We start from the raw sequence: 25,717 nt of genomic DNA, 5'->3' as shown, positions 1-25,717 counted from the left end.
CTAAGCCTAGGACGAACGGCAGGGGCGGGCAAGCCCGTTGCCAAGCCAATTCCAGGGGGAACAAGACGGAATTGCGGCAATGATGTCATACGATTGACGGAGGGGCTGGCTAGAAAGCTGTCGATTCTTCGTCCCGGCCGCGCTAAACATGACCCCTTATCCCGAGGCCATTCGCGCCCCGTCCCGTCCGTCACCCGCAGGTTCGGCCATGAGCATCGAGCAGGATTTCCATCGTATTAAGCGTCTTCCGCCCTATGTGTTCGCGGAGGTCAACGCGATGAAGGCCCGAGCTAGAGCCGCCGGCGACGACATCATCGATTTCGGGATGGGCAATCCCGACCAGCCGACTCCCCAGCACATCGTCGATAAGCTGATCGAGGCCGCACGCAATCCGCGTGCCCACCGCTATTCGATGTCGCGTGGCATTCCGGGCCTGAGAAAGGCTCTGTCCGGCTATTATCAGCGCCGCTTCAACGTCGATCTCGACCCCGAATCCGAGGCGATCGTCACTCTGGGCTCGAAGGAAGGGCTGGCCAACCTCGCCAACGCGATCACCAGCCCCGGCGACATCGTGCTGGTGCCCAATCCCAGCTATCCGATCCACCCCTATGGCTTCATCATCGCGGGCGGATCGTGCCGCTATGTGCCGGTAACCCCCGACGCCGAGTTCCTGAAGGCGTTGGACCGTGCCGTGCGCCATTCAGTACCCAAGCCGATCGCGCTGGTGCTGAATTACCCCAGCAACCCCACCGCCATGCTGGCCGACCTCGATTTTTATGGTCAGGTGGTGGAGTTCTGTCGCTATCATAAGATCTGGATTTTGTCCGATCTGGCCTATTCCGAAATTTACTTCGACGTTGCACCGCCGCCGTCGATCCTTCAGATCCCCGGTGCCAAAGACATCGCCGTCGAGTTCACCTCGATGAGCAAGACCTACAACATGCCGGGCTGGCGCATCGGCTTTGCCGCCGGCAACAAGACGCTGGTCGCCGCGCTGGCGCGGATCAAGTCTTACCTTGATTACGGTGCCTTCACCCCGATCCAGGTCGCGGCTTCGGCGGCGCTGAACGGGCCGCAGGAATGTGTCGATGAGATTCGGGCGATGTACAAGGATCGCCGCGACGTGTTGATCGAAGGGCTGGCCGCCGCGGGCTGGAACATCCCCAGCCCTCAGGCGACGATGTTCGCCTGGGCTCCGATCCCGTCGGCCTTCGCCCATTTGGGGTCGTTGGAATTCTCGAAGTTGCTGATGCAGCACGCTCAGGTAGCGGTGGCTCCCGGCATTGGCTTCGGCGAATATGGCGACGGCTTCGTCCGGATCGGATTGGTCGAAAACCGTCACCGCACCCGTCAGGCGGTGCGAAACATCAAGACTTTCCTCGCCAGCGCCGACACGCTGCTCGAGACCTCGGAAAAACAGCGCGCAGGAACCGACCGATGACGTCCTCTCCTCTGAAGATCGCGATCGCGGGCCTTGGCACCGTTGGCGGCGGCACTGTCGAATTATTGACCGAACAGGCCGATCTGCTGGCCGGACGTGCGGGGCGACGGCTTGAGATTGTCGCCGCATCGGCGCTGGAACGTCCGTCCGGGTTGGAATTGGAAGGCGTGCAATTCTTCACCGACGCCCGCGTTCTGGCTCGCGAGGCCGACTACGACGTTCTGGTCGAACTGATCGGCGGTGCCAGCGGGGTTGCCCTTGATGTGGTCCGCGCCGCGCTGGAACGGGGAAAGAGCGTCGTCACCGCGAACAAGGCGATGATCGCCCACCACGGCGTCGAACTGGCCCGGATGGCTGAACAGACCGGAGCCAATATCGGCTTCGAAGCCTCGGTCGGCGGCGGCATTCCGATCATCAAATCCCTGCGCGAGGGTCTGTCCGGCAACCACGTCACCAAGGTGATGGGCATCCTCAACGGCACGTGCAACTTCATCTTATCGACGATGCAGGATACCGGGCGCGATTTCGCGGACGTCCTCGCCGAAGCCCAGGCGCTGGGCTATGCCGAGGCCGACCCGACCTTCGACATCGACGGCATCGACACCGCCCACAAGCTGGCGATCCTGGCCAGTCTTGCCTTTGCCATGCCGGTCTCGATCGATGCCGTGACCTGCGAAGGCATCCGCCACGTCAGTGCGCTCGATATCCGCTATGCGCAGGAACTGGGCTATCGGATCAAATTGCTGGGCGTCGCCAACATCAACGGCGAGATGGCGGTCGAGTGCCGCGTCTATCCGGCGATGGTGCCGCTCAATTTCCCTCTGGCCCATGTCGAGGGTCCGTTCAACGCAATCGTCACCGAGGGCGATTTCGTCGGTCGCACCGTGCTGGAAGGCCGTGGCGCGGGGGCGCGTCCGACCGCTTCGGCGGTGGTCGCCGACCTGATGGACCTTGCCACCGGCCGCGTCGGCCCCACGTTCGGGGTGCCGGTTGACCGGCTGGAGCCGCGCCCGACCGCGCCGCGCGGCACCGGCCGCAGCGCTTGGTACATCCGCCTGATGGTCAAGGACGAACCGGGCGTGTTCGCCGACATTGCCGCCGCGCTTCGCGACGAGAAGGTCTCGATGGAGCAGATCATCCAGCGGGGACGCGCGCCCAACCAGACGGTGCCGGTGGTCATGACGGTGCACGAGACCGACGAGGCGGCGATGCTGCGCGCCGTGGCGCGGATCAACGGACTGTCCTCGGTGGCCGAACCGCCGCGCCTGATCCGCATCGAGAACCTCTAGCCGCCGCCCCCCACGCAGGCCGATCCACGATAGAGCGGCAACACTTCGGGAGAGCACGACCGACATGTCCGTCCACACCCAGTTCACCCCGGCGCTGGACCGCAACCTCGCCCTTGAGGTGGTCCGGGTTACCGAAGCCAGCGCCCTGGCCGCCGCGCGCCGCACCGGGCGTGGCGATGAAAAGGCCGCCGACGAAGCCGCTTGCGGAGCGATGCGCCGCGCCCTCAACGGGGTGTCGATGACCGGCGTTATCGTCAATGGCGAGGGCGAGGACGAGACTCAGCCGCTGCACACCGGCGAACGGGTCGGCACCGGCAAGGGACCGAACATCGATATCGTCCTGACCGCGCTGGAAGGCCGTTCGATCTGTGCGCGGGGAGCCAGCAACGCGCTGTCGGTGGTGGCGATGACCGAGGAAGGATCATTCCTCAAGGTGCCGCAGCACACCTATATGGAAAAGCTGGCGGTTGGCCCCGGTCTGCCCCCCGGCGTGATCAACCTCGATTCCACGCCCGAGGAAAATCTGGCCCGGATCGCCGCCGCTCGACACGTACAGATCGCCGACCTGACCGTCAGCATTCTCGACCGCCCCCGCCATGTCGATCTGATCGACCGGGTTCTGGTCGCCGGAGCGCGGGTCATGCTGTTCGACGATGGCGACGTCTCGGGGGCGCTCGCCACCGGACTGCCCGACACCGGCATCGACATCTATATGGGATCGGGCGGTGCGGCGCAGGGCGTCCTGGCCGCCGCCGGTCTGAAATGCCTAGGCGGGCAGATGCAGTGCCGTCTGTTGATGCGGTCGGAGGAGGATCACGCCCAAGCCCGGCGCGTCGGCATCACCGATTCTCGCCGCAAGTGGGACATCGACGATATGGTCAAGGGCGAGGTGATGTTCGCCGCGACCGGAATCACCGATGGCCACGTCCTGAAAGGAGCCCGCCTGTTGCCGGTCAACCGAGCCATCAGCCATTCGCTGGTGATGCGCTCGCTGTCCGGTACGATCCGCTATCTGACGGTGCAGCACGACCTGAGCCGAGGTCTGCTCGCGTTATGAGCACCGACGCCTTTCTCGGCGTCGAGCGCTCTCTGACCGGGAGGCGCTGGCAAGCCCGTCCCGGCGACGATCGCGTTGCCCAAGCATTGTCGCAGCGCCTAGGGCTGCCCGAACTGATCGGTCGCGTCCTGGCGGCGCGTGGAATCGGCCTGGATGAAGCTCCGGTATTCCTGTCTCCCACCCTGCGCGATCTGTTGCCCGACCCCGGCCACCTCCGCGACATGGATAAGGCCGTGGCCCGTCTGGTCCAGGCGGTGCAAACGGGTGAGACGATTGGCATCTTCGGCGATTACGACGTCGATGGTGCCACCTCGACCGCGGTTCTGACCCTTTATCTCGAAGCGGCGGGCGCACGGGTGCTGACCCATATCCCCGACCGGGTGGTCGAGGGCTATGGCCCCAACGCTCCGGCGCTGGCGCGGATGCAGGCCGAGGGCGCGAAGCTGGTCGTCACCGTCGATTGCGGCACCACCGCCTTTGCCGCGCTGGAAGCCGCCGCGAGCGCAGGCCAGGAGGTGATCGTCGTCGATCACCACGTCGCCGAATCCAGCCTGCCCCCCGCTCTGGCGGTAATCAATCCCAACCGGCTGGACGAAGACAGCCCACACCGTCACCTCGCTGCCGTTGGCGTCTCTTTTTTGCTGGCGGTGGGGCTGAACCGCGCCCTCAAACAGGCGGGCTGGTTCGCGTCGCGGCCCGCGCCCGACCTGCTGCGCTGGCTCGATCTGGTGGCACTGGGCACCGTCTGCGACGTCGTGCCGCTTGTCGGTGTCAATCGGGCGCTGGTGGCCCAGGGGCTGAAGGTAATGGGGCGGCGGAGCAATCCTGGTCTGGCCGCCTTATCCGACGTCGCCGGCATTAAGGAACGACCCGACGCCTATCATCTCGGCTATGTGCTGGGGCCAAGGGTCAATGCCGGAGGACGAGTTGGCGAAGCCGGCCTGGGAGCGCGGCTGATGACCACCGCCGACACACTGGAGGCGGGAGACATCGCCCGAAGGCTCGACGGCTATAACCGCGACCGCCAGGAGATCGAGGCGGCAGTGCTGGCCGAAGCGATCGAGCAGGTCGAAACCCGTCCCGATGACGGGCTGCCGCTGCTGCTGGCCGCCGGTGAGGGGTGGCATCAAGGTGTGATCGGCATCGTCGCCGGGCGATTGAAGGAACGCTATGGCCGTCCCGCCTGCGTGATCGCGCTGGATGGCGACACCGGCAAGGGCTCGGGCCGCTCGGTCATCGGACTCGATCTGGGAGCGGCGATCATCGCGGCGCGTCAGGCCGGTCTGCTGCTCGCCGGTGGTGGCCATGCGATGGCAGCCGGGTTCACCTTGGAGCGGGACAAGCTGGACGCGCTGCGCGCCTTCATCGCCGATCGTCTCCAGTCACAGCTGAGTGGGGAATTGGTGCCTCTACTCGATCTCGACGGCGCGTTGGACGCCGGGGCCGCCTCGGTCGAACTGATCGAGACCCTGGCCGAAATCGGGCCGTTCGGGTCCGGCAATCCCGAGCCGGTATTCGCCATTACCGGCGCCCGAATCGTCCGCGCCGACGTGGTGGGATCGGGTCATATCCGGCTGATCCTGAGCGGGGCAGGGGGCAAGCGACTGAAGGCGATTGCCTTCCGCGCCGCGGATTCCGAGATGGGGATGACCCTGCTGGCCTCGGCCGGGGCGTCATTCCATCTGGCCGGAACGCTGCGCGTCGATAACTGGCAAGGTGCCAATGCCGCGCAGCTTGTGGTAACGGATGCGGCCATCGTCCGCTGAACAAGCCCGCTCTTCCCCCTCGGCTTCGGCATGGTATAGTTCGCCGCCATTGGCCTCTTCCGCTCCCCCTCGCATCCGAACGAGCCCCCATGAGCCTTGCTGTCCTTTCCCAGCGTTTCGCATGCCGCCGCAATCGGCTGGCCCTGGCGATGGGCTTCGGCCTGCTGATCGTCGTTACCGGTTGTGCCGATAAGAAAGAGGATTACGTCGAGAAGCCGGTCGAGGAACTGTACAACGGCGCCATGGACCTGATGGACAAGAACGAGTACCAGAGGGCCGCCAAGCAGTTCGAGGAAGTCGAACGCCAGCATCCCTACTCGGCCTGGGCGACCAAGGCACAGTTGATGTCATCGTATGCGCTGTATGAGCGCAACAAATATGATGAAGCGCTGATCGGACTGGATCGCTTTATCCAATTGCATCCCGGCAACAAAGATGCCGCCTATGCTTACTACCTGAAAGCACTCTGCTATTACGAGCAGATTTCCGATGTCGGCCGCGATCAGAAAATGACCGAACAGGCGCTGAAGACGCTTCAGGAAGTGGTGGACCGTTTTCCCGCCAGCCCCTATGCCCGCGATGCCCGGCTCAAGATCGATCTGTCACGCGATCACATGGCCGGCAAGGAGATGTCGGTCGGCCGCTATTACCTGAAGAACAGGCAATATCTGGCGGCGCTCAACCGCTTCAAGATCGTGACCGAGCAGTTCCAGACCACCAGCCACGTCCCCGAAGCGCTGCATCGGATGGTCGAGATCTATACCACCCTGGGCCTTGAAAACGAGGCCCAGCGCGCCGCCGCCGTGCTGGGACACAATTTCCCAGGCTCGGAATGGTACCAGGACAGCTACGCAATCTCGGTAGACGGCGATCACGACCCGTCGAAGACCCTGCTGCAATCAAGCTGGACCGATTCGCTGGACTTCTGGTCCGACGGCAAGAAAAAAGCGCCGCCGCCCGGCGACGATCCGGCCCGAACCAGTGGCGGTTGGTTCAACTGGGCCAAGTTCTGGTAGACCGATGCTGGCCTCGCTCGCCATCCGCGATATCGTCCTGATCGAACGCCTGGATCTCGGCTTTGATCACGGATTGTCGGTCTTCACCGGCGAAACCGGCGCGGGCAAGTCGATTCTGCTCGACTCGCTTGGACTTGCCCTGGGGGCACGGGCCGAATCCGGGATGGTCCGCCATGGCGCGACTCAAGGCACCGTGATCGCCGAATTCGATCTCCCCCCCGATCACCCCGTCCGTACCCTGCTGGCCGAACAGGATGTCGATAGCGGCGAAGGGGGGCCGGTGCTGCTGCGCCGGGTTCTGACCGCCGATGGGCGTTCCCGCGCCTATGTCAACGACCAGCCGGTCAGCATAACTCTGTTGCGGCGGATCGGGACGCAGTTGGTCGAAATCCACGGCCAGTTCGAAAGCCACGGTCTGCTCGATTCCTCGACGCATCAGGGCGTTCTCGACGCCTTTGCCGGACTGGGCAAGGGCAAAAGCGCGGTGGCTGCCGCCTGGGATGGCTGGCGCACCGCCCGCGCAGCCCGCGTCGAGGCCGAAGCCGCCCTGGCCCAGGCCCGCGCCGAAGAGGAAATTCTGCGGGCCACGGTCGAGGATCTGGCCGGACTGGACCCCAAGCCGGGCGAGGAAGCCGAACTGGCCCGCAGCCGCGCGTTGCTGATGCAGGGCGAGAAGCTGGTCGAGGCGATGAATACGGCCCAAACCGCGCTGAACCGCAGTGGTGACGTCGAGGGCAGTCTGCGCAACGCCCGCCGCGCCCTGGAGCGGGTTGCCGACCGCGCCGAGGGGCGGCTGGACCCGGTCATCGCCGCACTCGACCGGGCCGCCATCGAAGCCGCCGAGGCCGTCGCCGCGCTGGAACGGGTTTCGGCGGGAATCGATCTCGATCCACGGCGGCAGGAAAAAGTCGAGGAGCGGCTCTTTGCCCTGCGCGCCGCCTCACGGCGGCACGGCATCGCCGTTGACGACCTGTCCGCGTTGCACCAGCGCCTGACCCATCGGTTGGAGCAACTCGACAGCGGCGGCGGCGATCTTGCTCGGCTTGCCCGCGCCGAGGAAGCCGCTCGAACCGCCTATCTCGAAGCCGCCCGCGCCCTGTCCAAGGCTCGAACCAAGGCTGCCCGCGCCCTCGATAAGGCGGTAGCGGCCGAACTGCCGCCCCTGAAACTGGGCAAGGCGACCTTTCACACCGTCATCGCCGCGCTGGACGAAGCGCAATGGGGACCGGACGGGCTGGATTCGGTTGGGTTCGAGGTTGCCACCAACCCCGGCAGCCCACCGGGACCGTTGGGCCGCATCGCCTCGGGCGGCGAACTTGCCCGCTTCATGCTAGCCCTGAAAGTGGTTCTGGCCCGCATTTCGCCAACCGCCACCATCGTTTTCGACGAAGTAGACGCCGGAATCGGCGGCGCGGTCGCGGCGGCAGTGGGCGAACGGCTGGGACGTCTCGCCGCCGAGCTGCAAGTCTTGGTGGTAACGCATTCGCCCCAGGTCGCCGCGCGTGGCGCTCACCATTACCGCGTCGCCAAGCGCAGTTCCGGCACCACCACCGTCACCGGCGTCGATACCCTGTCGCCCGAAGCAAGACGTGAGGAAATCGCCCGAATGCTGGCTGGAGAGACCGTCACCGATCAGGCCCGCGCCGCCGCCGAAGCGCTGATGACAAACGGATAGGACGAAGCGGAATCATGCCGGAAGGGAAGAGAAAGGCACCCGGTTTACGATTTGAACGAGCGTGTCAGCAATTCCTGAAGCTGACGGCCATTGACCGGCTTGTGCAGGATGGGCATCCCTTCAGAGGCAGCCAGACGCAGACGGTCAACGGTTACCGTCGTATCGCCGGTTACGACGACACCGGGAATATCCGGCCCGAACGCCTGGCGGACCCGCTCGATCGCATCGGTTCCGGTTTGCCCGTTGCGCAGACGAAAATCGGCCAGGATGAAGCCGGGCTGTATCGCCCCGCCCTCAAGCATTCCCAATGCCTCGTCGGCGGATTGAGCGGCAATCACGACGTAGCCCCAACTTTCAAACAGCATCTGGTAACCGGCCAGAACGATTGCCTCGTCTTCAATCACCACCACGAGGCGCACTCCTGGGTCAGCGATTTCATTTCCGAGTGCAGACACCTTATTCGGTCTCCCCTGGAGATTTCAGAGAACATCATGTGGGAAACCGGGGGGCAGAGAAAACATGCCTATGGCAATAGGCCATTCGCATGAGGGTTGCACACCCGGCCGTAAATGTCCTTATACTTGCCCCTCTTGACCGCACACGGGGCCGGAGCCGCCCCCTGGGAGACGCCGAGTCCTTATGACCGACACCATCGTCCTGCCGCCCGCCGGGGCGGCAACCGAGCGCGACATCGACCCTTCGCTGGATCTTGTCGCCGAAATCAACCGTTTGCGACGCGAGCGCAATGCGGTCATTCTGGCTCATTATTACCAGGATGGCGAGATCCAGGATTTAGCCGACTTCGTTGGCGATTCGCTGGACCTCTCACGCAAGGCCGCCGCAACCGATGCCGATGTCATCGTTTTTTGCGGCGTCCGCTTCATGGGCGAAGTGGCGAAGATTCTTTCGCCGACCAAGACCGTGCTGATTCCCGATGCCGACGCAGGCTGCTCGCTGGAAGAATCCTGCCGTCCCGAAGCCTTTCGAGCCTTCCGCGAACGCCATCCCGATCACATCGCCGTCACTTACATCAATTGCTCGGCCGAGATCAAAGCGCTCTCCGACGTGATCGTCACCTCGTCGAATGCCGAAGCGATCTTGCGCCAGCTTCCCGCCGACCGGCCGATTCTGTTCGCACCCGACCGCCACCTCGGCAGCTACCTCGCCCGTATCTCGGGACGCGAGATGACGCTGTGGCCGGGCAGTTGCATCATTCATGAGCAGTTTTCCGAACGCGAGTTGGTCAAGCTGAAGGTTCGCCACCCCAACGCACTGGTCGCCGCACACCCGGAATGCCCCGAGGCGGTGCTGCTTCATGCCGATCATGTCGGTTCAACCCGCGCCATCCTCGACTATGTGCTGGCCAGCGACAGAACCGAATTCATCATCGCCACCGAACAGCACATCATCCACCAGATGACCAAGGCGGCCCCGCACAAGACTTTCCTGCCCGCGCCGGGAGCCGATGGCGGCTGTTCGTGCTCGAACTGTCCGTTCATGGCGCTGAACACGTTGGAGAAGATCTATCTTTGCCTCGTTAACGACGCCCCCGCGATCACCGTGCCAGAGCCGTTGCGGCTGGAGGCGTTGCGGCCGTTGGAACGGATGCTGGAAATGAGCCGCTCGGTGCCGATGTCGGGGAACGCCCATGCCTCCTGAAATCGATTGGGATGACGCACGGCGGGTAATCGATGCCGCCTTGGCCGAGGATACCGGCGCGGACAAAGGCGGCCCCGGTGCCGATATCACATCGGCCCTGGTGATCCCCGCCGATTTGCGCTTCCGGGGCGTGATGCAAGCCCGGCACGCGATGGTCGTCGCCGGTCTGCCGGTGGCCGAGGAATCGTTCCGCCGGGTGGTGCCCGAGGCCCACTTCACCGCCCGCGTTGCCGATGGCGACCGGGTGGCGGCCGGAACCGTATTGGCCGAGATCGAAGGTCCGGCCCGTGGCCTGCTGACCGCCGAGCGTACCGCCCTCAACCTGCTGCAACTTCTCTCCGGCATCGCCACCGAGGCGGCACGCTATGCCGAACGGATCGCGGGAAGCGGTTGTACCTTGCTCGACACCCGCAAGACCATTCCCGGTCTGCGGCGACTGTCGAAATACGCCACCCGCTGCGGCGGCGCGACCAACCATCGGATGGGACTGTTTGACGGCGTTCTGATCAAGGACAATCATATCGCTGTCTGCGGCAGCATCGGTGCGGCGGTACGACAGGCCAAAGCCGGGAACGTCTCGGTCGAGGCCGAGTGCGACACCCTGGAACAGGTGGCGGAGGCGGTCGCGGCAGGGGCTGATATCGTTCTGCTCGACAACATGCCGCCCGATATCCTGCGCCAAGCGGTCGCGCTGGTGGCCGGACGGTGCAAAACCGAAGCGTCGGGCGGCGTGACGCTGGAGACAATTGGCGCCATCGCCGCGACCGGAGTCGATTACGTTTCGGTCGGAAGAATCACTCAATCGGCGCCGGCTGTGGATATTGGGCTGGATTGGACCTGACATGAGCGAGATGGAAACAGCGCCCTTCGACCTTCTGGTGATCGGCTCGGGCGCAGCCGGAATGTCGGTAGCGCTGGGGTTGCTGTCGCAACGTCCGACCGCACGGGTCGGCGTGTTGTCCAAAACCGACATGTCGGAAGGCAGCACCAAATACGCCCAGGGCGGCATCGCGGCGGTGCTGGACGCCACCGATTCGATCGAGGCTCACATCCGCGACACGCTGGTGGCTGGCGGCGGGCTATGCTACGAGCCAGCCGTCCGCGCCGTTGTCGAGGGGGCTCCGGCAGCGATCCGCTGGCTGATCGCCAACGGCGTGGTGTTCGACCGCGAGGACGGCGACCTTCACCTGACCCGCGAGGGCGGCCATTCGCATCGGCGCATCGTTCATTCCGCCGACGCCACCGGGCTCGCGGTACAGACCAGCCTGGAAACCCAACTGCGCGCCAGTGGCGCGATCCTGTTCGAAGATCATAACGCCGTCGATCTGATCCGCGAGAAGTTGCCGCAGGGTCGTCAGGGCCGCTGTGTCGGCGCGTATGCGCTCGACCGCCGCGACGGACGGGTTCATCGCTTTCCCGCCCGCACCGTCCTGCTGGCCAGCGGCGGCGCATCGAAGGTCTATCTCTATTCCTCCAATCCCGACGGCTCGACCGGAGACGGAATGGCGATGGCGTGGCGGGCGGGATGCCGGGTCGCCAACCTGGAATTCAGTCAGTTTCATCCGACCTGTTTGTACCATCCCCGTGCCAAATCGTTCCTGGTCACCGAGGCGGTGCGGGGGGAGGGAGGGCGGCTTCTGCGCCCCGATGGTACCCGCTTCATGGACGAGTACGACCCGCGCGGCGAATTGGCCCCCCGCGACATTGTTGCCCGCGCCATCGACGACGTTATGAAGCGGCTAGGCTGCGAGTGCGTCTATCTCGATATCAGCCACCGCCCGGCCGAATTCATCACCCATCATTTCCCCACCGTTCATGCCGAGGCGTTGAAATTCGGTTTCGACATGACCCGCGAACCGCTGCCGGTGGTTCCGGCGGCACACTACACCTGCGGCGGCGTGATGACCGACCTGTCCGGCCACACCGACGTCGATAACCTGTACGCGGTGGGTGAAGTGGCCTGCACCGGCCTCCACGGGGCCAACCGGATGGCCTCGAACTCGCTGCTGGAATGTCTGGTGATCGGAGCCGCCGCCGCCCGCGATATCGCCACCCGGCTTGATTCCATCGCCGAACTGCCCCCGCTGGCCCCATGGGACGAAACCTGGGTCACCGATTCCGACGAAGAAGTGGTGGTCGCCCATAATTGGGACGAATTGCGCCGCTTCATGTGGGACTATGTTGGTATCGTCCGCTCGACCAAGCGGCTGGAGCGGGCTCGTCACCGGGTCAAGCTGCTGCTGAACGAGATCGGCGATTATTACGGCAGCTTCCGCGTCACCAGCGATTTGCTCGAACTGCGCAACCTTGCCATGGTCGCCGACCTGATCATCCGCTCGGCCTTGGCGCGGCGCGAAAGTCGGGGACTGCACTACACCATCGACTACCCCACCCTCGACACCGTGGCACCACCGCAAAACACCATCCTGGTCCCCAAGACCTTCGCCGTCCGTCGGGTGAGCTAGAACGATGGCCCCGCGCCGCATCGTTTTCGCCCCCGGTACGGTGATTTTCGCCGAGGGTGACGTCGGGACCACCGCTTTTGTCGTCGAAATCGGCAAAGTGAGGATCTACAAAACCCGAGACGGCCGCGAGATCGAAATCGGCGAGGTTGGGCGCTCTGGCATTTTCGGCGAAATGGCGTTGATCGACGATCAGCCCCGCATGGCAACAGCCGAGGCGGTGACGGAAACCACCTGCGTTCTGATCCCCAAGGACCGACTGGCCGGACAACTCGACCTTGCCCCCAAGGGGGTCAAAGTGATCGTCAACGCCCTCCTCGGCAATATTCGCGCGATGGGAGCCGAATTGGCCGAGGCCGCTCTTCTCCTCGCTCAGTACGATAAAAAGCCGTGAAGGGAATGCCGATGCGCCGCCGCACGTTCGTCCTGACCGCCTTAGCCGCCCTGGCTCCCCTGGCCGCCCTCGCCGAGGAGAAAAAGGAAAAAAAGAACGACCGCCTGCCGATTCCGGCCAAAGGCGACAAGTATGTCCGTCTTCCCACCATGGCGCTGGAACTTTACGACAAGGCCGGTCAATACCATATGTCGTCGATCGACCTGATTCTACAGGTCTCCGAAGAAGCCAAGTTCTCGGAAAAGCACCTTTCAGACAAGATGCGGATGGCCTTCAACGTCATTCCTTTTGAGGAATATGCCCAGGGCAACCCGGCACCAATGGTTAAATCGCTAGCGCTTGAAATCGCCCGCAAGGAGCCGGGAAGTGAATTGACCCGCGATGTTCTGATTTCGAAAATGTTGTTCCGCTAGATTCGGTGTCACCACATCCACGGCGACGGGTCCGCTTCACCGAAAATTAAGCTCAAGGGACAATCCATATTCGGGAAAATAATGCGACCATGTTGAGCCAAAGGATTTGGTAATGGGAAACGACTGCAAAGCGATAGCCAAGAGGGTCGTTTCCAAGCCTTACCTATGGTATGCATTGAGTCTGTCGGGGATTATCCTGGATTATCTGACATGACGGCACGCGACCACAGAACACGCGGCGGATCGTCACACGGGGAACGGATCGCTTTGTCCCTGGGAGTGGATGGGCTTTCCGCGTTTCCCGGACCGGCGGTTGTGCTCGATTCCAGTGGAGCGGTAATCGCCAGCAATGGACGCGGCGAAGGTTTGGCCGCCGCTATCACCCAAAATCGAATCGCCTGCCTGAACGATCTGCTCTCTATGCCGGGCACCACCTCACTGGAATGCCTGCCTTTGCCGGGCGGTGGCTCGCTGGTGTTCGATCTGGTCGCCCTGCCAGCCGAGGACGGGCTGTCGGTTCTGATCGGGCGTGACGTCACGCTGGAACGTAACCTCCGCGCCGCCCTGGTCGAATCCCGTCAGCGCTACAAGGATCTGGTTGAGATCTCCAGCGACTTTGCCTGGGAAATCGGGCAGGACGGACGCTTTGTCTTCGTCAGCCCGAAAGGGGCGCTGGGCCATGCCGCCGACGAACTGATCGGCCGCCGCCCGGCTGAATTCGTGGTCCAGGACAGTTCCAATGCTGAGACCAATCCGTTCGAGGCCAACGGGCCGATCGAGGATGTCGAGGTGTGGATGCGCCAAAGCGACGGCGCGCAAGTCTGCGTGGTGATCTCGGCGATGCCGTTGCGCGGCGACAGGGGCGAGTGGCGCGGCACCCGCGGTGTTTGCCGCGACGTCACCCAAGAACGGCTTCGCGACGCCGCTTTGTCCCGCGCCAACGCCCGCGAACGGCTCCTCAGCTATATCGTCCGCACGATTCGCGATGAAGTCGAACCAGGCGGGATGTTGCAAGCCGCCGCCGAGGCCACCGCCCGAGCGCTGGGGGCTTCGGGGTGCCAGATCTTCCGCCTTAGGCCAGAGGATGGCAGCTTTTCGCTGGCTGCCACGTTCGGCGAGGCGGGCGCGGAGCAGGTCGTGCTCGACTCGCTGGCCGATTCAGATCATTTCGATGGCGATCACAAATCCTGGCGCGTCCTGGCGACAGTGTGCCGCTATCGCCATTCGGTTAATGGCGCGGTTCTGCTGTGGCGGACGCCGGAACGCGCCACCTGGGGCGACGACGACCGTTTGTTGATCGACGATGTTGCCAATCAAGTCGGTCTGGCCGCCGAACAGATCGCCAATCACGAACGGGTTCTAAAGCTGTCGCGTACCGACGGACTGACCGGATTGTTCAACCGTCGCGCTTTTTTTGAGGAAATCGCCCGCCGCTTCCAGCGTCTGTTGCGCGAAGGTCGCCCTGCGGCCCTAATCTACGTCGATCTCGACAATTTCAAGGCCGTCAACGATGTCCACGGCCACCAGACCGGAGACCGCGCCTTGTTGGCGGTACGCGATCTGATGATCCAGTATACCCGACCAACCGACCTGATCGCCCGCCTGGGCGGCGATGAATTCGCCATCTGGCTGGAAGCCACCGAGGAAAAGATCGCGGTGCGCCGCTGCGAGGAATTGCTGACGGCGGGGGCTCAGTTGGCCTGCTTCTCCGGCAGCCCGGACAAGCCGCTGCTATTTTCCCTGGGGGTCGCGGTCCATTCCGGCGGCGAAGCGGAAACGATTGAAACGCTGATCGCCCGCGCCGACAAGGCGATGTACGAGGTCAAGCGCGGCGGCAAAGGCGCGTGGCGACTGGCTCCGCCATCGCCCGCCGCGCTTCCGGCCGAGGAGAGTGAAGCATCGTGGCGGGATTCCTGAAACGCCTGTTCAGCGGCGGCAAGAAGCCGATCGATTATGACCGGGCCAAGGATCTGGCTGCTCATCCCAATAGTCAAGTTCGCGCCGATCTGGCCCGGCGAGGCGATATCCGACCTGAAATTCTCTATTTCCTGGCCGGGGATACCGATCCTGCGGTCCGGCGGTCGGTCGCCGCCAACGATTCCGCGCCGCCTCAGGCCAATCTGCTTCTGGCGGCCGACCGCGATGACGAGGTACGCGGTGATCTGGCCACCAAGATTGCCCGGCTAGCCCCCGGCCTGTCCGCGCACGATCAGGACCGACTGCACCGCCTGACCTATGAGGCGCTGGAAATCATCGCCCGCGATCAGATTCCCCGCATTCGTCAGATCCTCTCTCAGGCACTGAAGGATGTCGCCAACGCCCCGCCCGACGTGATCCGCAGACTGGCCCGCGATGCCGAATTGGTCGTCTCTGGCCCGATCCTGCGCTTTTCGCCGGTCCTGACCGACGAGGATCTGCTGGAGATTATCGGTACCGACCCGATCCCCGGAGCCTTGACGGCGATTTCACGCCGCGCCGGGATCAACACCCAGGTCTGCGACGCCATCGCCGCCACCGACGATGTTGATGCCATTGCCGTGCTGCTCGGCAATCCACTGGCCCAAATTCGCGAAGAAACGCTGGACCAGTTGGTCCACCGCGCCGCCGACATCGAGGCGTGGCACCGCCCGTTCGTCGAGCGCCCCAGGATTCCGACACGGGTCGCCCACCGTCTGGCCCGCTTTGTCGCCGCTGACCTGCTGCGCACGCTGGCCGACCGCGACGACCTTGACCCTGAAACCACCGCGCTGGTCGCGCTCATGGTGGAGAAGCGGATCGGCGAAACCGCCCATTCGCCCGAGGCCACGGCGTCCAACCGCCGCGCCGCCGACCTGAGCGAGGCTGAAGCCCGCGCCCGCGCCTTGATGGACGGCGGACACTTGACCGAAACAACCATCGACACCGCGTTGGCCTCGGGCGATCTTGCCTTCGTCACCGCAGCCGTGACCCTGCTGGCAGGCATGTCCGCCAAAAGCGTGGCCAAGGTCGTCGATACCCAAAGCGCCAAGGGAATCATCGCGATAACCTGGAAAGCGGGCCTGTCTTCAGGGTTCTCGTTACAGCTCCAGACCCGCCTGTTGCGCCTGCCGCCCTCGCGGGTGATCGCCCCTGCCGACGGCGATTTCCCACTGACCACGCGGGAGATGGAGTGGCAGCTCGAATTTTTCGACACCCCCGAGTAGGGTTCCCGTCCCGACGCCCCCCAGGAGCGCCCAATCTATGCGCGAGATCGTTCTCGATACCGAAACAACCGGCTTCGACCCTCTTTCCGGCCACCGCCTAGTCGAAATCGGCTGTGTCGAGCTGGTGAATCACCTGCCAACCGGCGAGGTGTTCCACCGCTATGTCAATCCCGAGCGTGACATGCCGGAGGAAGCCTTCAAGGTGCACGGCCTGTCGGCGGCGTTTCTGTCCGACAAACCGCTGTTTTCGGACGTCGTAGATGCGTTCCTCGACTTCATCGCCGATTCGACGCTGGTGATTCACAACGCCGAGTTCGATATGCGCTTCATCAACGCCGAACTGGCACGAATCGGGCGACCGACTTTGCCGATGGCGCGGTCACTCGACACGGTGGCGATGGCGCGCAAGCGCTTTCCCGGCGCCCAGGCCAACCTCGATGCGCTGTGCCGTCGCTTTGGCATCGACAACACCCACCGCACCCAGCACGGCGCTCTGCTCGACTCTGAATTGCTGGCCGAAGTCTATCTACAATTAATTGGCGGACGTCAGCCCGGCCTGGAATTAGGAACCCTGGATCGGCAAGGGGCATCCCGTGCCACGCCGGTCGTGCGGACCTCTCGCCCGGCGCGACCTCATGCGGCCACCGAGGCCGAAGCCGAGGCCCACGCCGCCTTCGTCGGGAAGCTGAAGAACGCGATCTGGGGACGCAACAGCGCCGAAGAATAAGCGGATCAAGAGCCAATGGCCTTTTGACCCCGCTTCTTGAAAGACTCGCGCCCTTCCCAAAAGAAGGGCGCGACAGAGGAAGATCAGGCGTTACCGGCGACGGCCTGTTCTTCGAGACGGGTGCGATAGAGCGCGACGAAATCGAGCGGCTGGAGCACCAGCGGCGGGAAGCCGCCATCGCGGGTCACATCGGCAATGATGGCACGGGCGAAGGGGAACAGCAGGCGGGGGCATTCGATCAGCAGGTAGGGGCCGATCTGGTCCTCGGGCAGGTTCAGCGCGAACAACCCAGCATAATCGAGTTCGACAATGAACAGCGGCTGAGTGCTGACCCGCGCCTCGATGCGCAGACGCAGAACGACTTCATAGAGATCCTGCCCGACACCGGCGGCACTGACATCGACATGGATCGGAATTTCCGGAGCCTCGCCCTGCATCTCAAGGAACACCTTGGGCGCATTCGGAATTTCGAACGAAAGATCCTTAATATACTGGCCGTGAATCTTCAGCGCCGGAGCATTCTCCGTCGGGGTCTGGGAATCGGTCATCTGCTTCTCCTGCTGGATGTCGGGCCTACGCAACCGGCTCCGTCCGGGTAGCACGGATCGCGCTCCGGTACAACACGAGCCGCCGCGTCATGCTACACTGTCTCTATTCTGTCCCAATCGGCCGCGATGATTATCCCGGATTTGCTTGAAGAGGGCCTCGCCCTCGTTCTGTGCGGCACCGCCCCCAGCCGGGCCTCGAAGGAGGCCGGGGCTTATTACGCCCATCCCGGCAACATCTTCTGGAAAACGCTGCACGCGGTCGGGTTGACTCCGCATCAACTTGCGCCCGAGCACTATCCGGTCCTGGTTCAGTTCGGCATCGGTCTGACCGACCTCAACAAAATCGAATGGGGAGCCGATTCCGATCTCAGCCGCTCTGGCTTTGATGTCCCATCCTTTGCCGCCAAAATGCGCAGATTCCGCCCCGGTCTGATCGCCTTTGACAGCAAATACGCCGCCGCGACTTATTTCGGGAAGAAAACTATTTCCTACGGCCCGCAGGCCGAGACCTTGGACGGCATTCCGCTGGCGGTCGTCCCCTCGACCTCGGGACGGGCACGGGGCTATTTCGATATCGGCCCCTGGCGCGACCTTGCCGACCGGGTCCGCGCCCTGCGGATATCCCGGTCGGATCATTGCTAGGTGTTTATCAATGTCCCTCGCCGGGCGCGGGCATCCGCCGCAAGGCGGCTGGACAGATTTAAACTCTAATTCTGCCCGACGCGGGCGGACTGAACCGCTTTCAGGCAATCGGTTTCGCCGACCGCAGCGCCGGACGGACCACGCACGGCGGCATGCGACACCGTTATGCCTTTGTTCTGTTCGCGGTACAGAAACAGGTCCAGCGAGCAGGTCCGGGTCCGGTACTGCCACATTTCAGCGGGCGCATCGGCGCGGCGGAAGGAGGGCGGGCCGAACCGCCGCTCGACATCGGCCGAGGTGAGTCCCTTCAATTCATCCAACGCGGTTGCCGCCGGGCGACCGGCGGCTCCGCTTCCCGGCACGGCCCAGGAACGGTCCAGCAGACCGTCGCCTCCATCACCGGGAGAACTCAATGGCCCGCCGGCGCAGGCGGATAGCAGCAAAGCCATCCCTCCCAGCGCGGCAACGCGAAATGGGCTCATGCCGGCACCTGTTCCGGCGGCGGAGCCGGAGGCAACGACTGGACGATATGAACCATGAAAGCGGTGCCGAGCACAGGAGCCGCCAGATTAAGCAGCGGAATCTGGAACAGGAAATTGATGACCGCGCCACACAGCCACAGCCGGGTGAAATTGAAGTGAAGCTGGGCGCGGACCTGATCGGGAGTCAGACGGCGGCTGGCCACCAATTCAAAATATTCACGGCCAAGAAGATAACCGTTGACCAGATAGTTCAGGATCAGCCCCAGCCCAAAAAACAGCAGGGCAAGATAGACCGGAGCCGCCAGCATCGTGACCGCGACCATCACCACCAGGAAGCGGGTCGAGGAGGCCAGAATCTCGCGCCAGTGCGGCCGCCGCGACGGTCCAAGATCTGGATAATGGCGAGATTCGACCACTTCAGCGATATCTTCGAGAAAAAAGCTCATCACGAAGGTCGCCAACGCCGAGAAGAACAGCACCGGCACGATCACGCCCACCGCGCCGAGAGCCAGGCCGGCACTGGTGTCGGCCCAGGATACGTCGAAAAAGTGGGTGTGCGTCACCACCACCGAAGCAATCACGGCCAGCGTGGCCCAACAGGCCAGCGCGGACAGGATGCCGATGCGCAGCACCCGCCTCATGCGGGGATCGCTCAACTGAGCGAAAGCCTTAAACAGTGCAGAAATCACGGCAAAGGGCCTTTCGGTTGGGATCGAAATGCAATTCAATCATGATCATCTCACCCGGCCAAGCTTGTCGCAAAGCCGATCCGGTGAGGGTATGGTCTGCCCTATCGCTCCCGCCACTCGGACTTTCGCCATGACCGATTCCGTTCCACTGATCGTGATTCCCGCCCGCCTGCATGCCACCCGACTTCCGGGCAAGCCGCTGGCCGACATTCATGGCGAGCCGATGATCGTTCACGTCTGGCGGCGGGCGGTCGAGGCTGGCCTGGGACCAGTGCTGGTCGCGGCGGGCGAACCGGAAATCGCCGAGGCCGTCCGCGCCCATGGCGGCGAGGCGGTGCTGACCAATCCCGATCACCCGTCCGGTTCGGATCGGGCATGGGAAGCGGTGCAGCGCTTTGACCCCAATGGCCGACATCAATCCATCGTCAATCTCCAGGGCGACCTGCCCACGCTCGACCCGGCGCTGGTCGGTGCGGTGCTGGCGCCGTTGGCCGAGCCTCAGGTCGATCTCGCGACCTTGGTGGTCGAGATCACCCGCCCCGAGGAACGCACCGATCCCAACGTCGTCAAGGCGGTGGTCGGACTCGCACCGGGCCAGACGATCGGCCGCGCGCTCTATTTCAGCCGCGCCAGCGTCCCCGCCAACGATGGACCGCTATACCACCATCTCGGGATCTATGCCTATCGCCGCGAAGCGCTGGCCCGCTTCGTTGCATTGCCTCCGGGCGTTCTCGAACGGCGGGAGAAGCTTGAACAACTTCGCGCCCTCGAAAATGGCATGAGAATCGATGCCGCCTTGGTTGACACGGTTCCCCTTGGTGTCGATACTCCCGCCGATCTTGAGCGGGCTCGTCTCCTGCTCGCCGCGCGCTCCTGAAAGCGGTCATGATGAACGACTCTCCTGATCCCGGTAACGCCATCGCCTTTCAAGGCGAGCTTGGCGCCTATTCTCATTTGTCCTGCCGCAATGCCTATCCGGGAATGGAGCCATTCCCTTGCCGGACCTTCGAGGACGCCTTCGCCGCCGTCCGCGAGGGCCGAGCCCGCTATGCGATGATCCCAATCGAGAACTCGCTGGCCGGGCGAGTCGCTGACGTCCATCACCTGATTCCCTATGCCGGTCTGCACATCATCGCCGAGCATTACGAACGGATCAGCCACCACCTTTTAGGCGTGCCCGGTGCGACAATCGCCGATGTCCGAACCGTCAAAAGCCATGTCCACGCCCTGGGACAATGCCGCAATCTGGTCCGCGAACTGGGCCTGACCGCGATCGTCGGGGCCGATACAGCCGGTGCCGCCGCCGAGGTCGCCGCCCGCAAGGACCCGTCCTTTGCCGCTATCGCCTCGGAATTGGCCGCCGAAATCCACGGTCTGGTTTCGCTGCGCGCTCATATCGAGGATGCCGAGCACAACACCACCCGCTTCGTGGTGCTAGCCCGCGAGGCGCGCGAACCCAATCCTAATCTACCCTGCGTCACCACGTTTGTGTTCCGGGTCAGGAACGTTGCCGCCGCTCTGTACAAGGCGCTGGGCGGGTTCGCCACCAACGGCATCAATATGACCCGGCTGGAAAGCTATATGGTTGGCGGCGAATTTGTCGCCACTCAGTTCTATGCCGATGTTGAAGGCCATCCTGCCTCCCACGGCCTGCGTCTCGCCCTCGAAGAACTGGATTTCTTCAGCCACGAAGTCCGTATCCTCGGCGTCTATCCCCAGCATCCGTTCCGCATTCACAAGCGGTTTTCGTTCGAATAAACTATACTCTTTTTGGTGGCAGATTAAACGATGCAACGGTGCCTTGTATTCAGGATAACCCTATCCGCAGGGCTTTTTACGACGAGGATGACATGAAGATCGGGATCTGCGGCTGTGCCGGGCGGATGGGTCGGATGCTGATGGAATCGGTTTTAAACACCGATGGCTGTGACCTGTCCGGCGGGTCCGAGCGAAGCGGTGCCCCGATTATCGGACGCGACCTTGGCACGTTGATCGGACGCGAGGCGCTGGACCTCGCCGCCACCGACGATATCGCCGCTCTCTTCGACGCCTCGGATGCCCTGATCGACTTCACCGCTCCGGCGGCAACAGTGGCGCACGCCGCCATGGCTGCCGAACGCGGCAAGATTCTCGTCGTCGGCACCACCGGCCTGACCCCCGAGGACGAACAGGCTTTGGCCGCCGCTGCCCGGCGCACCGTCATTGTCCACGCGCCGAATTACAGTGTCGGCGTCACGCTGCTGACCGCGCTGACAGAGCGCGCCGCTCAAGTCCTGGGCGAGGACTTCGACATCGAGATCGTCGAAATGCACCACCGCCACAAAGTCGATGCCCCCAGCGGCACCGCGTTAGGTCTGGGTCGCGCCGCCGCCGCCGGACGCGCGGTTGCGCTCGATCAGGTTTGGTGCAAAAGCCGTGACGGCCATACCGGAGCGCGGCCACGGGGTGAAATCGGCTTTGCCACTCTGCGCGGCGGCGATGTTGTCGGCGATCACAGCGTGATTTTTGCCGCCGAGGGTGAGCGGGTCGAGCTGACTCACAAGGCGTCGAGCCGGGCAATCTTTGCCCGTGGAGCCGTCCGCGCCGCGTTATGGGCGCAGGGACGGACCCCTGGCCTTTATACGATGCGCGACGTGCTCGGGCTTTAAAGCCTCGATGCCCCTCACCGGGCAAAATCATAAAGGCTGATGTGGCGGGTGAGGTCAAACCTCGCCCGCCATCGCTTTTGCTACTGAACGAACCCCGCCGAAGCAAGCCGCACCGGCAACACCCGACCCAACCGAGCGTTATCGAGCGCGACCAGATCGTTCTTGCGAATCAGCGAACGGATCGTGCCGACATAGGCCTCGCCGCGTTCGGAATAGGCGCGCAAAGCGTCCGCCAATTGATGCCCATCGGGCTGACGCCCTTTCGAGCGGGCTTTCAGCCGGGCGCGGCGGAGACCGTCATAGGCGCGATGGGTGTTGAGATTGAGAAGATAGGCCCGTACCGCGTCCTGCAACGATCCGAACTGACGCATTCCTGTTTCGTCGATAGCAACGTCGGTGGTGTGACCGAACAGGTTGCGGCTGCGGCGGACCAGCCGCGACGTGCCCCAGCCGGTTTCCTCGGCGGCTTGGGCCAGAGCCAGCGACGGCGGCACCACATCGACTCGCGCCAACAGGCGGGCCATATCGCCGTCCTCGACCTCATAGCGCTCGGCAAGCGCCTTCAGCCAGGTATGGTCCCGATGAGTCAGGGACTGGCGGGCGGCTTTACGGGCGAGCAGGGCTTGAAGACGTCCACGATCCTCGGCGATCTCTTCGTTGGCCGCCAGCACCAGCGGCAGCATCACCCGCAGGAACAGAGCCTTACGGCTATCGGGATCGGGCATGTTGTCGATGTCGTGGGGAACCTGCGCCAGAAACAGCGGCGGCACCTCGGCGGTGCCAACCCGAATCGCATCAAGTTGATAGCCCATCCGGCGGAAGGCGCGATCAAGCCGTATGGCGCTGGCGACATCCTCGCCGCTCAACCCAACCGGCACCTCGGCGATCGGTGCAGCCGGACGGATGGCAACATCTACCGGAGGCCGTGACCCCTGCAAAACCGTGGCATACATCCCAACGGTTCCGCCGATCACGACGGTAAGACAGAGAATTGAAAACAATTTTGAACCGAATGAACCGGTGGCCATGCCGGCGGCGCCCCCTCATGTTGCAGTGCAATATTAAGGTGTATATTAGCGGCGTGTTTATAAAAGTGCAACCTAACCAAACGGACGAGGGTTCCAGACGCAAAACAGGCCCCGGTCTGGAGAGACCGGAGCCCGCAGAAAAACTTGGAAAAGTGGCAATTGCTAGGCGACGGCCTGGACCGCCTGCACCTCTGGGACATAATACTTAAGCATGTTCTCGATGCCGTGCTTCAGAGTGGCGCTGGCGCTGGGGCAGCCCGAGCAAGCACCTTGCAGGTGAAGGTAGACAATACCATCACGGAAACCACGGAAGGTAATGTCGCCGCCATCCTGAGCCACCGCCGGACGCACCCGAGTCTCGATCAATTCCTTGATCTGAGTGACCAGAGCATCGTCCTCGCTGGCCTCGGCGGCATCGGCCAAACCTTCGACCACCGGCTGACCCGACGAAAAATGTTCCATGATGGCGGCCAGAACCTGGGGCTTGATCACCTGCCACTCGGCGTCTTCAGCTTTGGCGACCGAGATGAAATCAGCGGCCAGGAACACGCCGGCAATACCGTCGATAGCGAACAGGCGCGAGGCCAGGGGCGAGGCCACGGCGGATTCGGCGGTCTTGAAATCGGCGGTTCCGCTCGGCATCACGTCAGTACCGGGCAAAAACTTCAGAGTGGAGGGATTGGGGGTCGGTTCGGTCTGGATGAACATGGTGATCCTTCGCGGTCGAGCGTGAATTGTTTGTAGATGGTCCCTGAAGCGCGCCAAGTCAAGTCAAGCCGGATCAGTACCGGGGCGTGATCCGCAACAGCCCGTCCGGTTTCGGTGACAGCCGGTTTTTGGGATCGCGCAAAGGCGGATTCCACCCCCGCACCAGCGTCATCAGGGCATCGACCCGATCGAACACCTTCTGACGGTTGGCCAGACTCGATCCACCGTAGGATGCGGGATCTTTCAGGTAGTCCTTGATGAAGTGTCGGAAGGTTCCCTCGGCATCGTCTTCGCCCCAACTGGCGCTGGCCTCCAACAGGGCTTCCTCCAAAGTCATATAAGCCGTGAGGAAGCGGCGCCAACGATGATCGTCGAAATCGAACGGGTAACGATCCTTGTCCTGGGTGGTGGTACTCGCAATACCCCTTTCGGTTGCAGATGAGGCTGCCATCAGGTGGCCCGCCCGCTCGCCGAGATCCAACAACGTATCGATCCGCTCAGGCGGCATGTTGAGATTGAGTCCGCCCTCGTCGCTTTTCAAAAAGACATGAGCAACCCGCTCGCGGTATCCGGGAAGAACTGTGCGCAGTTGGTCCTGCCAATCCTTCGCCGCATTCACCAATGCCATGACGAAAGCGGCCACTCCTGGAATTTGCCCCATCGATATTTCCTGTCCGTCGCGGGCAGGCATCGGCAGATAAACCCGGCGGGTCGGTTTGTATTCGCTGAATTCGTCCAGGCTGATCCCAAAGGTAGGACGAGTCGGGAACAAAGAATCGAAGAAATGGATGGGGAAGTTGCTCGATAATCCGCCATCGCTGAACAGCAGTCGCTGGATCGGCTTGGACGGGATTGTATGATCGATCCGGTAGAGCGGCACTGCCGCTATTAAAAAGGGAAAGCTCAGACTCATCCGTGCCGTCACCACGACCGGAAGATCATCGGCACGCGGGAAGGGGATCAGAATCTCGCCGCCATCGCTTCGCTGCCCATCATCGCCATCAAGACTGGCTGAAACCATCTGATCGACAACCCGCTGGGGGAAGAGACGGCGGAATTCACTCGCCTTGAAATAGTAATTACGGTCGCCCATGTTCGGCAACGTATACGGGCGACGCATGTTGAGATTCGTCGTCACCGTGCGCAAGTCAATTGCCGGATGAAGCAAATCGCCGTTCAGTCCCCCCGGTCCCCCGACTTTCAGATCGCGGATCAGCAACGGGCCACGCTTTGTCTTGTCCAGCCCGGCAATCGTATCAATCGCATCGGTCAACCAATCGGATAGCGGCGGAAATGCTGGTTTTTCGCGGCTTTCGACCCGCGATCCAGGGCAGAGACCGTAATCGAGCTGTGGCAACAGACGGCGTAACGTCACCACCGTCGCCACTATCGCGAACACAATTCCGAGGAAGAAGGCCCCAACCAACCCCATCAACCAAGCTCCGATCCCGCCGATCAGCACGGGCGGGATCAACCCCAGAGCAATGCCAAGGACGGTCCAAGGCAGACCGAGCAAGGCAATCCGCAGCAACATTGTTCCGTATTTTTTGTCGAGGACCGCTTTGAACACATCGAACAAGCGACGGGCACGGGGGTCGGGTTGGAACAGGTCGATCAGGTTGGTTCTGAGAGCGGCGGTAACGTCATCAAGCCGCTGATATCCCCCACTGTGCCGCCCATATTCCGCCGCCGCCGTCACCACCGCGACGACAGCCCCCGCCGATGTACCGCCGATACAGCGGAAAATATAAGACTCACTGAGGGTTTTGATCGCCTTGGGATAGACCATTCCCGAAGTGATCCCCCCCTTCATAATGATGTCGCATTCTTTGAAAGCGCTCATTCGCCACCCCCACAACCAAAAAGGCGTGAAATGACTGATTATTGCGCC

Annotated in this window: 25 protein-coding genes; 18 read left to right on the top strand and 7 right to left on the bottom strand. The window is 63.1% G+C overall.

What is annotated here, in order from left to right:
* Positions 1–208: 208 nt before the first annotated feature.
* The 6 genes from PHAMO_RS10020 (at position 209) to recN (ending at position 8,244) form a co-directional block, all read left to right on the top strand.
* Positions 209–1,441, top strand: a complete 1,233-nt coding sequence (locus PHAMO_RS10020; RefSeq protein ID WP_002728981.1) for an LL-diaminopimelate aminotransferase — start codon at positions 209–211, stop codon at positions 1,439–1,441.
* On the top strand, positions 1,438–2,730 hold the full coding sequence (locus tag PHAMO_RS10015) for a homoserine dehydrogenase (protein WP_002728980.1): 1,293 nt from the start codon (positions 1,438–1,440) through the stop codon (positions 2,728–2,730). The genes PHAMO_RS10020 and PHAMO_RS10015 overlap by 4 nt, the downstream gene beginning before the upstream one ends.
* A gap of 64 nt (positions 2,731–2,794) precedes the next feature.
* Positions 2,795–3,787 carry a class II fructose-bisphosphatase gene (glpX, locus tag PHAMO_RS10010; protein WP_002728977.1) on the top strand — a complete coding sequence of 331 codons (993 nt, stop codon included), beginning with the start codon at positions 2,795–2,797 and terminating at the stop codon, positions 3,785–3,787.
* Positions 3,784–5,553, top strand: coding sequence for a single-stranded-DNA-specific exonuclease RecJ (gene recJ, locus PHAMO_RS10005; protein WP_002728976.1), 1,770 nt, complete (start codon positions 3,784–3,786; stop codon positions 5,551–5,553). The genes glpX and recJ overlap by 4 nt, the downstream gene beginning before the upstream one ends.
* A gap of 89 nt (positions 5,554–5,642) precedes the next feature.
* Positions 5,643–6,569 (top strand): outer membrane protein assembly factor BamD, encoded by a 927-nt coding sequence (locus PHAMO_RS10000; RefSeq protein ID WP_002728974.1) that lies wholly within the window; start codon positions 5,643–5,645, stop codon positions 6,567–6,569.
* A 4-nt stretch (positions 6,570–6,573) separates the two neighbouring features.
* Entirely contained in the window at positions 6,574–8,244 is a 1,671-nt protein-coding gene (gene recN / locus PHAMO_RS09995; RefSeq protein WP_002728973.1) for a DNA repair protein RecN, read from the top strand.
* 44 nt (positions 8,245–8,288) lie between these two features.
* Here the strand turns inward: recN and PHAMO_RS09990 are convergent, their stop codons facing one another.
* Positions 8,289–8,699, bottom strand: coding sequence for a response regulator (locus PHAMO_RS09990; protein WP_235720826.1), 411 nt, complete (start codon positions 8,697–8,699; stop codon positions 8,289–8,291).
* 184 nt (positions 8,700–8,883) lie between these two features.
* Here PHAMO_RS09990 and nadA point away from each other — a divergent pair, with 184 nt between their 5' ends.
* The 8 genes from nadA (at position 8,884) to dnaQ (ending at position 17,081) form a co-directional block, all read left to right on the top strand.
* Entirely contained in the window at positions 8,884–9,903 is a 1,020-nt protein-coding gene (nadA, locus tag PHAMO_RS09985; protein ID WP_002728971.1) for a quinolinate synthase NadA, read from the top strand.
* The gene (gene nadC / locus PHAMO_RS09980; RefSeq protein WP_002728970.1) at positions 9,893–10,744 is read left to right on the top strand and encodes a carboxylating nicotinate-nucleotide diphosphorylase; all 852 of its coding nucleotides are present in this window, start codon (positions 9,893–9,895) and stop codon (positions 10,742–10,744) included. The genes nadA and nadC overlap by 11 nt, the downstream gene beginning before the upstream one ends.
* A 1-nt stretch (position 10,745) precedes the next feature.
* Positions 10,746–12,368, top strand: a complete 1,623-nt coding sequence (gene nadB, locus PHAMO_RS09975) for an L-aspartate oxidase (RefSeq protein WP_002728969.1) — start codon at positions 10,746–10,748, stop codon at positions 12,366–12,368.
* Positions 12,369–12,372: 4 nt separating this feature from the next.
* A complete protein-coding gene (locus PHAMO_RS09970; protein ID WP_002728966.1) occupies positions 12,373–12,759 on the top strand; it encodes a cyclic nucleotide-binding domain-containing protein in 387 nt (128 codons plus the stop codon).
* 11 nt (positions 12,760–12,770) lie between these two features.
* On the top strand, positions 12,771–13,172 hold the full coding sequence (locus PHAMO_RS09965; RefSeq protein WP_155801666.1) for a hypothetical protein: 402 nt from the start codon (positions 12,771–12,773) through the stop codon (positions 13,170–13,172).
* Positions 13,173–13,382: 210 nt separating this feature from the next.
* Positions 13,383–15,089 (top strand): sensor domain-containing diguanylate cyclase, encoded by a 1,707-nt coding sequence (locus PHAMO_RS09960; protein WP_002728962.1) that lies wholly within the window; start codon positions 13,383–13,385, stop codon positions 15,087–15,089.
* Positions 15,074–16,354 (top strand): DUF2336 domain-containing protein, encoded by a 1,281-nt coding sequence (locus PHAMO_RS09955; RefSeq protein WP_002728960.1) that lies wholly within the window; start codon positions 15,074–15,076, stop codon positions 16,352–16,354. Before PHAMO_RS09960 ends, PHAMO_RS09955 begins: the two co-directional genes overlap by 16 nt.
* A 37-nt stretch (positions 16,355–16,391) precedes the next feature.
* Complete coding sequence (gene dnaQ, locus PHAMO_RS09950) at positions 16,392–17,081, top strand: DNA polymerase III subunit epsilon (RefSeq protein WP_002728957.1); 690 nt, start codon at positions 16,392–16,394, stop codon at positions 17,079–17,081.
* Between the two features lie 83 nt (positions 17,082–17,164).
* Here dnaQ and secB read toward each other — a convergent pair whose 3' ends face one another.
* Positions 17,165–17,629 (bottom strand): protein-export chaperone SecB, encoded by a 465-nt coding sequence (gene secB, locus PHAMO_RS09945; protein ID WP_002728955.1) that lies wholly within the window; start codon positions 17,627–17,629, stop codon positions 17,165–17,167.
* Between the two features lie 126 nt (positions 17,630–17,755).
* Here secB and PHAMO_RS09940 point away from each other — a divergent pair, with 126 nt between their 5' ends.
* Positions 17,756–18,271, top strand: a complete 516-nt coding sequence (locus PHAMO_RS09940) for a mismatch-specific DNA-glycosylase (RefSeq protein ID WP_002728953.1) — start codon at positions 17,756–17,758, stop codon at positions 18,269–18,271.
* A gap of 65 nt (positions 18,272–18,336) precedes the next feature.
* Here the strand turns inward: PHAMO_RS09940 and PHAMO_RS09935 are convergent, their stop codons facing one another.
* Together PHAMO_RS09935 and PHAMO_RS09930 are read right to left on the bottom strand one after the other, a co-directional pair.
* Entirely contained in the window at positions 18,337–18,753 is a 417-nt protein-coding gene (locus PHAMO_RS09935) for a hypothetical protein (protein ID WP_002728951.1), read from the bottom strand.
* Positions 18,750–19,442, bottom strand: coding sequence for an EI24 domain-containing protein (locus PHAMO_RS09930; RefSeq protein WP_002728949.1), 693 nt, complete (start codon positions 19,440–19,442; stop codon positions 18,750–18,752). Before PHAMO_RS09930 ends, PHAMO_RS09935 begins: the two co-directional genes overlap by 4 nt.
* Before the next feature lie 130 nt (positions 19,443–19,572).
* On the opposite strand from PHAMO_RS09930, the gene PHAMO_RS09925 reads away from it, so the two are divergent.
* The 3 genes from PHAMO_RS09925 (at position 19,573) to dapB (ending at position 22,090) form a co-directional block, all read left to right on the top strand.
* Positions 19,573–20,319: a 3-deoxy-manno-octulosonate cytidylyltransferase gene (locus PHAMO_RS09925; RefSeq protein WP_002728947.1), complete on the top strand. Its 747-nt coding sequence runs from the start codon at positions 19,573–19,575 to the stop codon at positions 20,317–20,319.
* An 11-nt stretch (positions 20,320–20,330) separates the two neighbouring features.
* Positions 20,331–21,200: a prephenate dehydratase gene (locus PHAMO_RS09920; protein WP_040566636.1), complete on the top strand. Its 870-nt coding sequence runs from the start codon at positions 20,331–20,333 to the stop codon at positions 21,198–21,200.
* 92 nt (positions 21,201–21,292) lie between these two features.
* Positions 21,293–22,090, top strand: coding sequence for a 4-hydroxy-tetrahydrodipicolinate reductase (gene dapB / locus PHAMO_RS09915; protein WP_002728943.1), 798 nt, complete (start codon positions 21,293–21,295; stop codon positions 22,088–22,090).
* Positions 22,091–22,170: 80 nt separating this feature from the next.
* Here dapB and PHAMO_RS09910 read toward each other — a convergent pair whose 3' ends face one another.
* The 3 genes from PHAMO_RS09910 to PHAMO_RS09900 all read right to left on the bottom strand — a co-directional run bounded on the left by PHAMO_RS09910 (position 22,171) and on the right by PHAMO_RS09900 (position 25,669).
* On the bottom strand, positions 22,171–23,118 hold the full coding sequence (locus PHAMO_RS09910) for a glucosaminidase domain-containing protein (RefSeq protein WP_002728941.1): 948 nt from the start codon (positions 23,116–23,118) through the stop codon (positions 22,171–22,173).
* A gap of 162 nt (positions 23,119–23,280) precedes the next feature.
* Positions 23,281–23,826, bottom strand: a complete 546-nt coding sequence (locus PHAMO_RS09905) for a NifU family protein (protein WP_002728935.1) — start codon at positions 23,824–23,826, stop codon at positions 23,281–23,283.
* A 73-nt stretch (positions 23,827–23,899) separates the two neighbouring features.
* Positions 23,900–25,669, bottom strand: a complete 1,770-nt coding sequence (locus PHAMO_RS09900; protein WP_002728933.1) for a patatin-like phospholipase domain-containing protein — start codon at positions 25,667–25,669, stop codon at positions 23,900–23,902.
* Positions 25,670–25,717 lie beyond the last annotated feature (48 nt).

Origin of the sequence: Magnetospirillum molischianum DSM 120, from assembly GCF_000294655.1 — a bacterium.
GTDB classification, from domain to species: Bacteria; Pseudomonadota; Alphaproteobacteria; order Rhodospirillales; family Magnetospirillaceae; genus Phaeospirillum; species Phaeospirillum molischianum.
The sequence above is the reverse complement of the archived record's forward strand: the minus strand, read 5'-3'. Positions and strand labels throughout refer to the sequence as shown.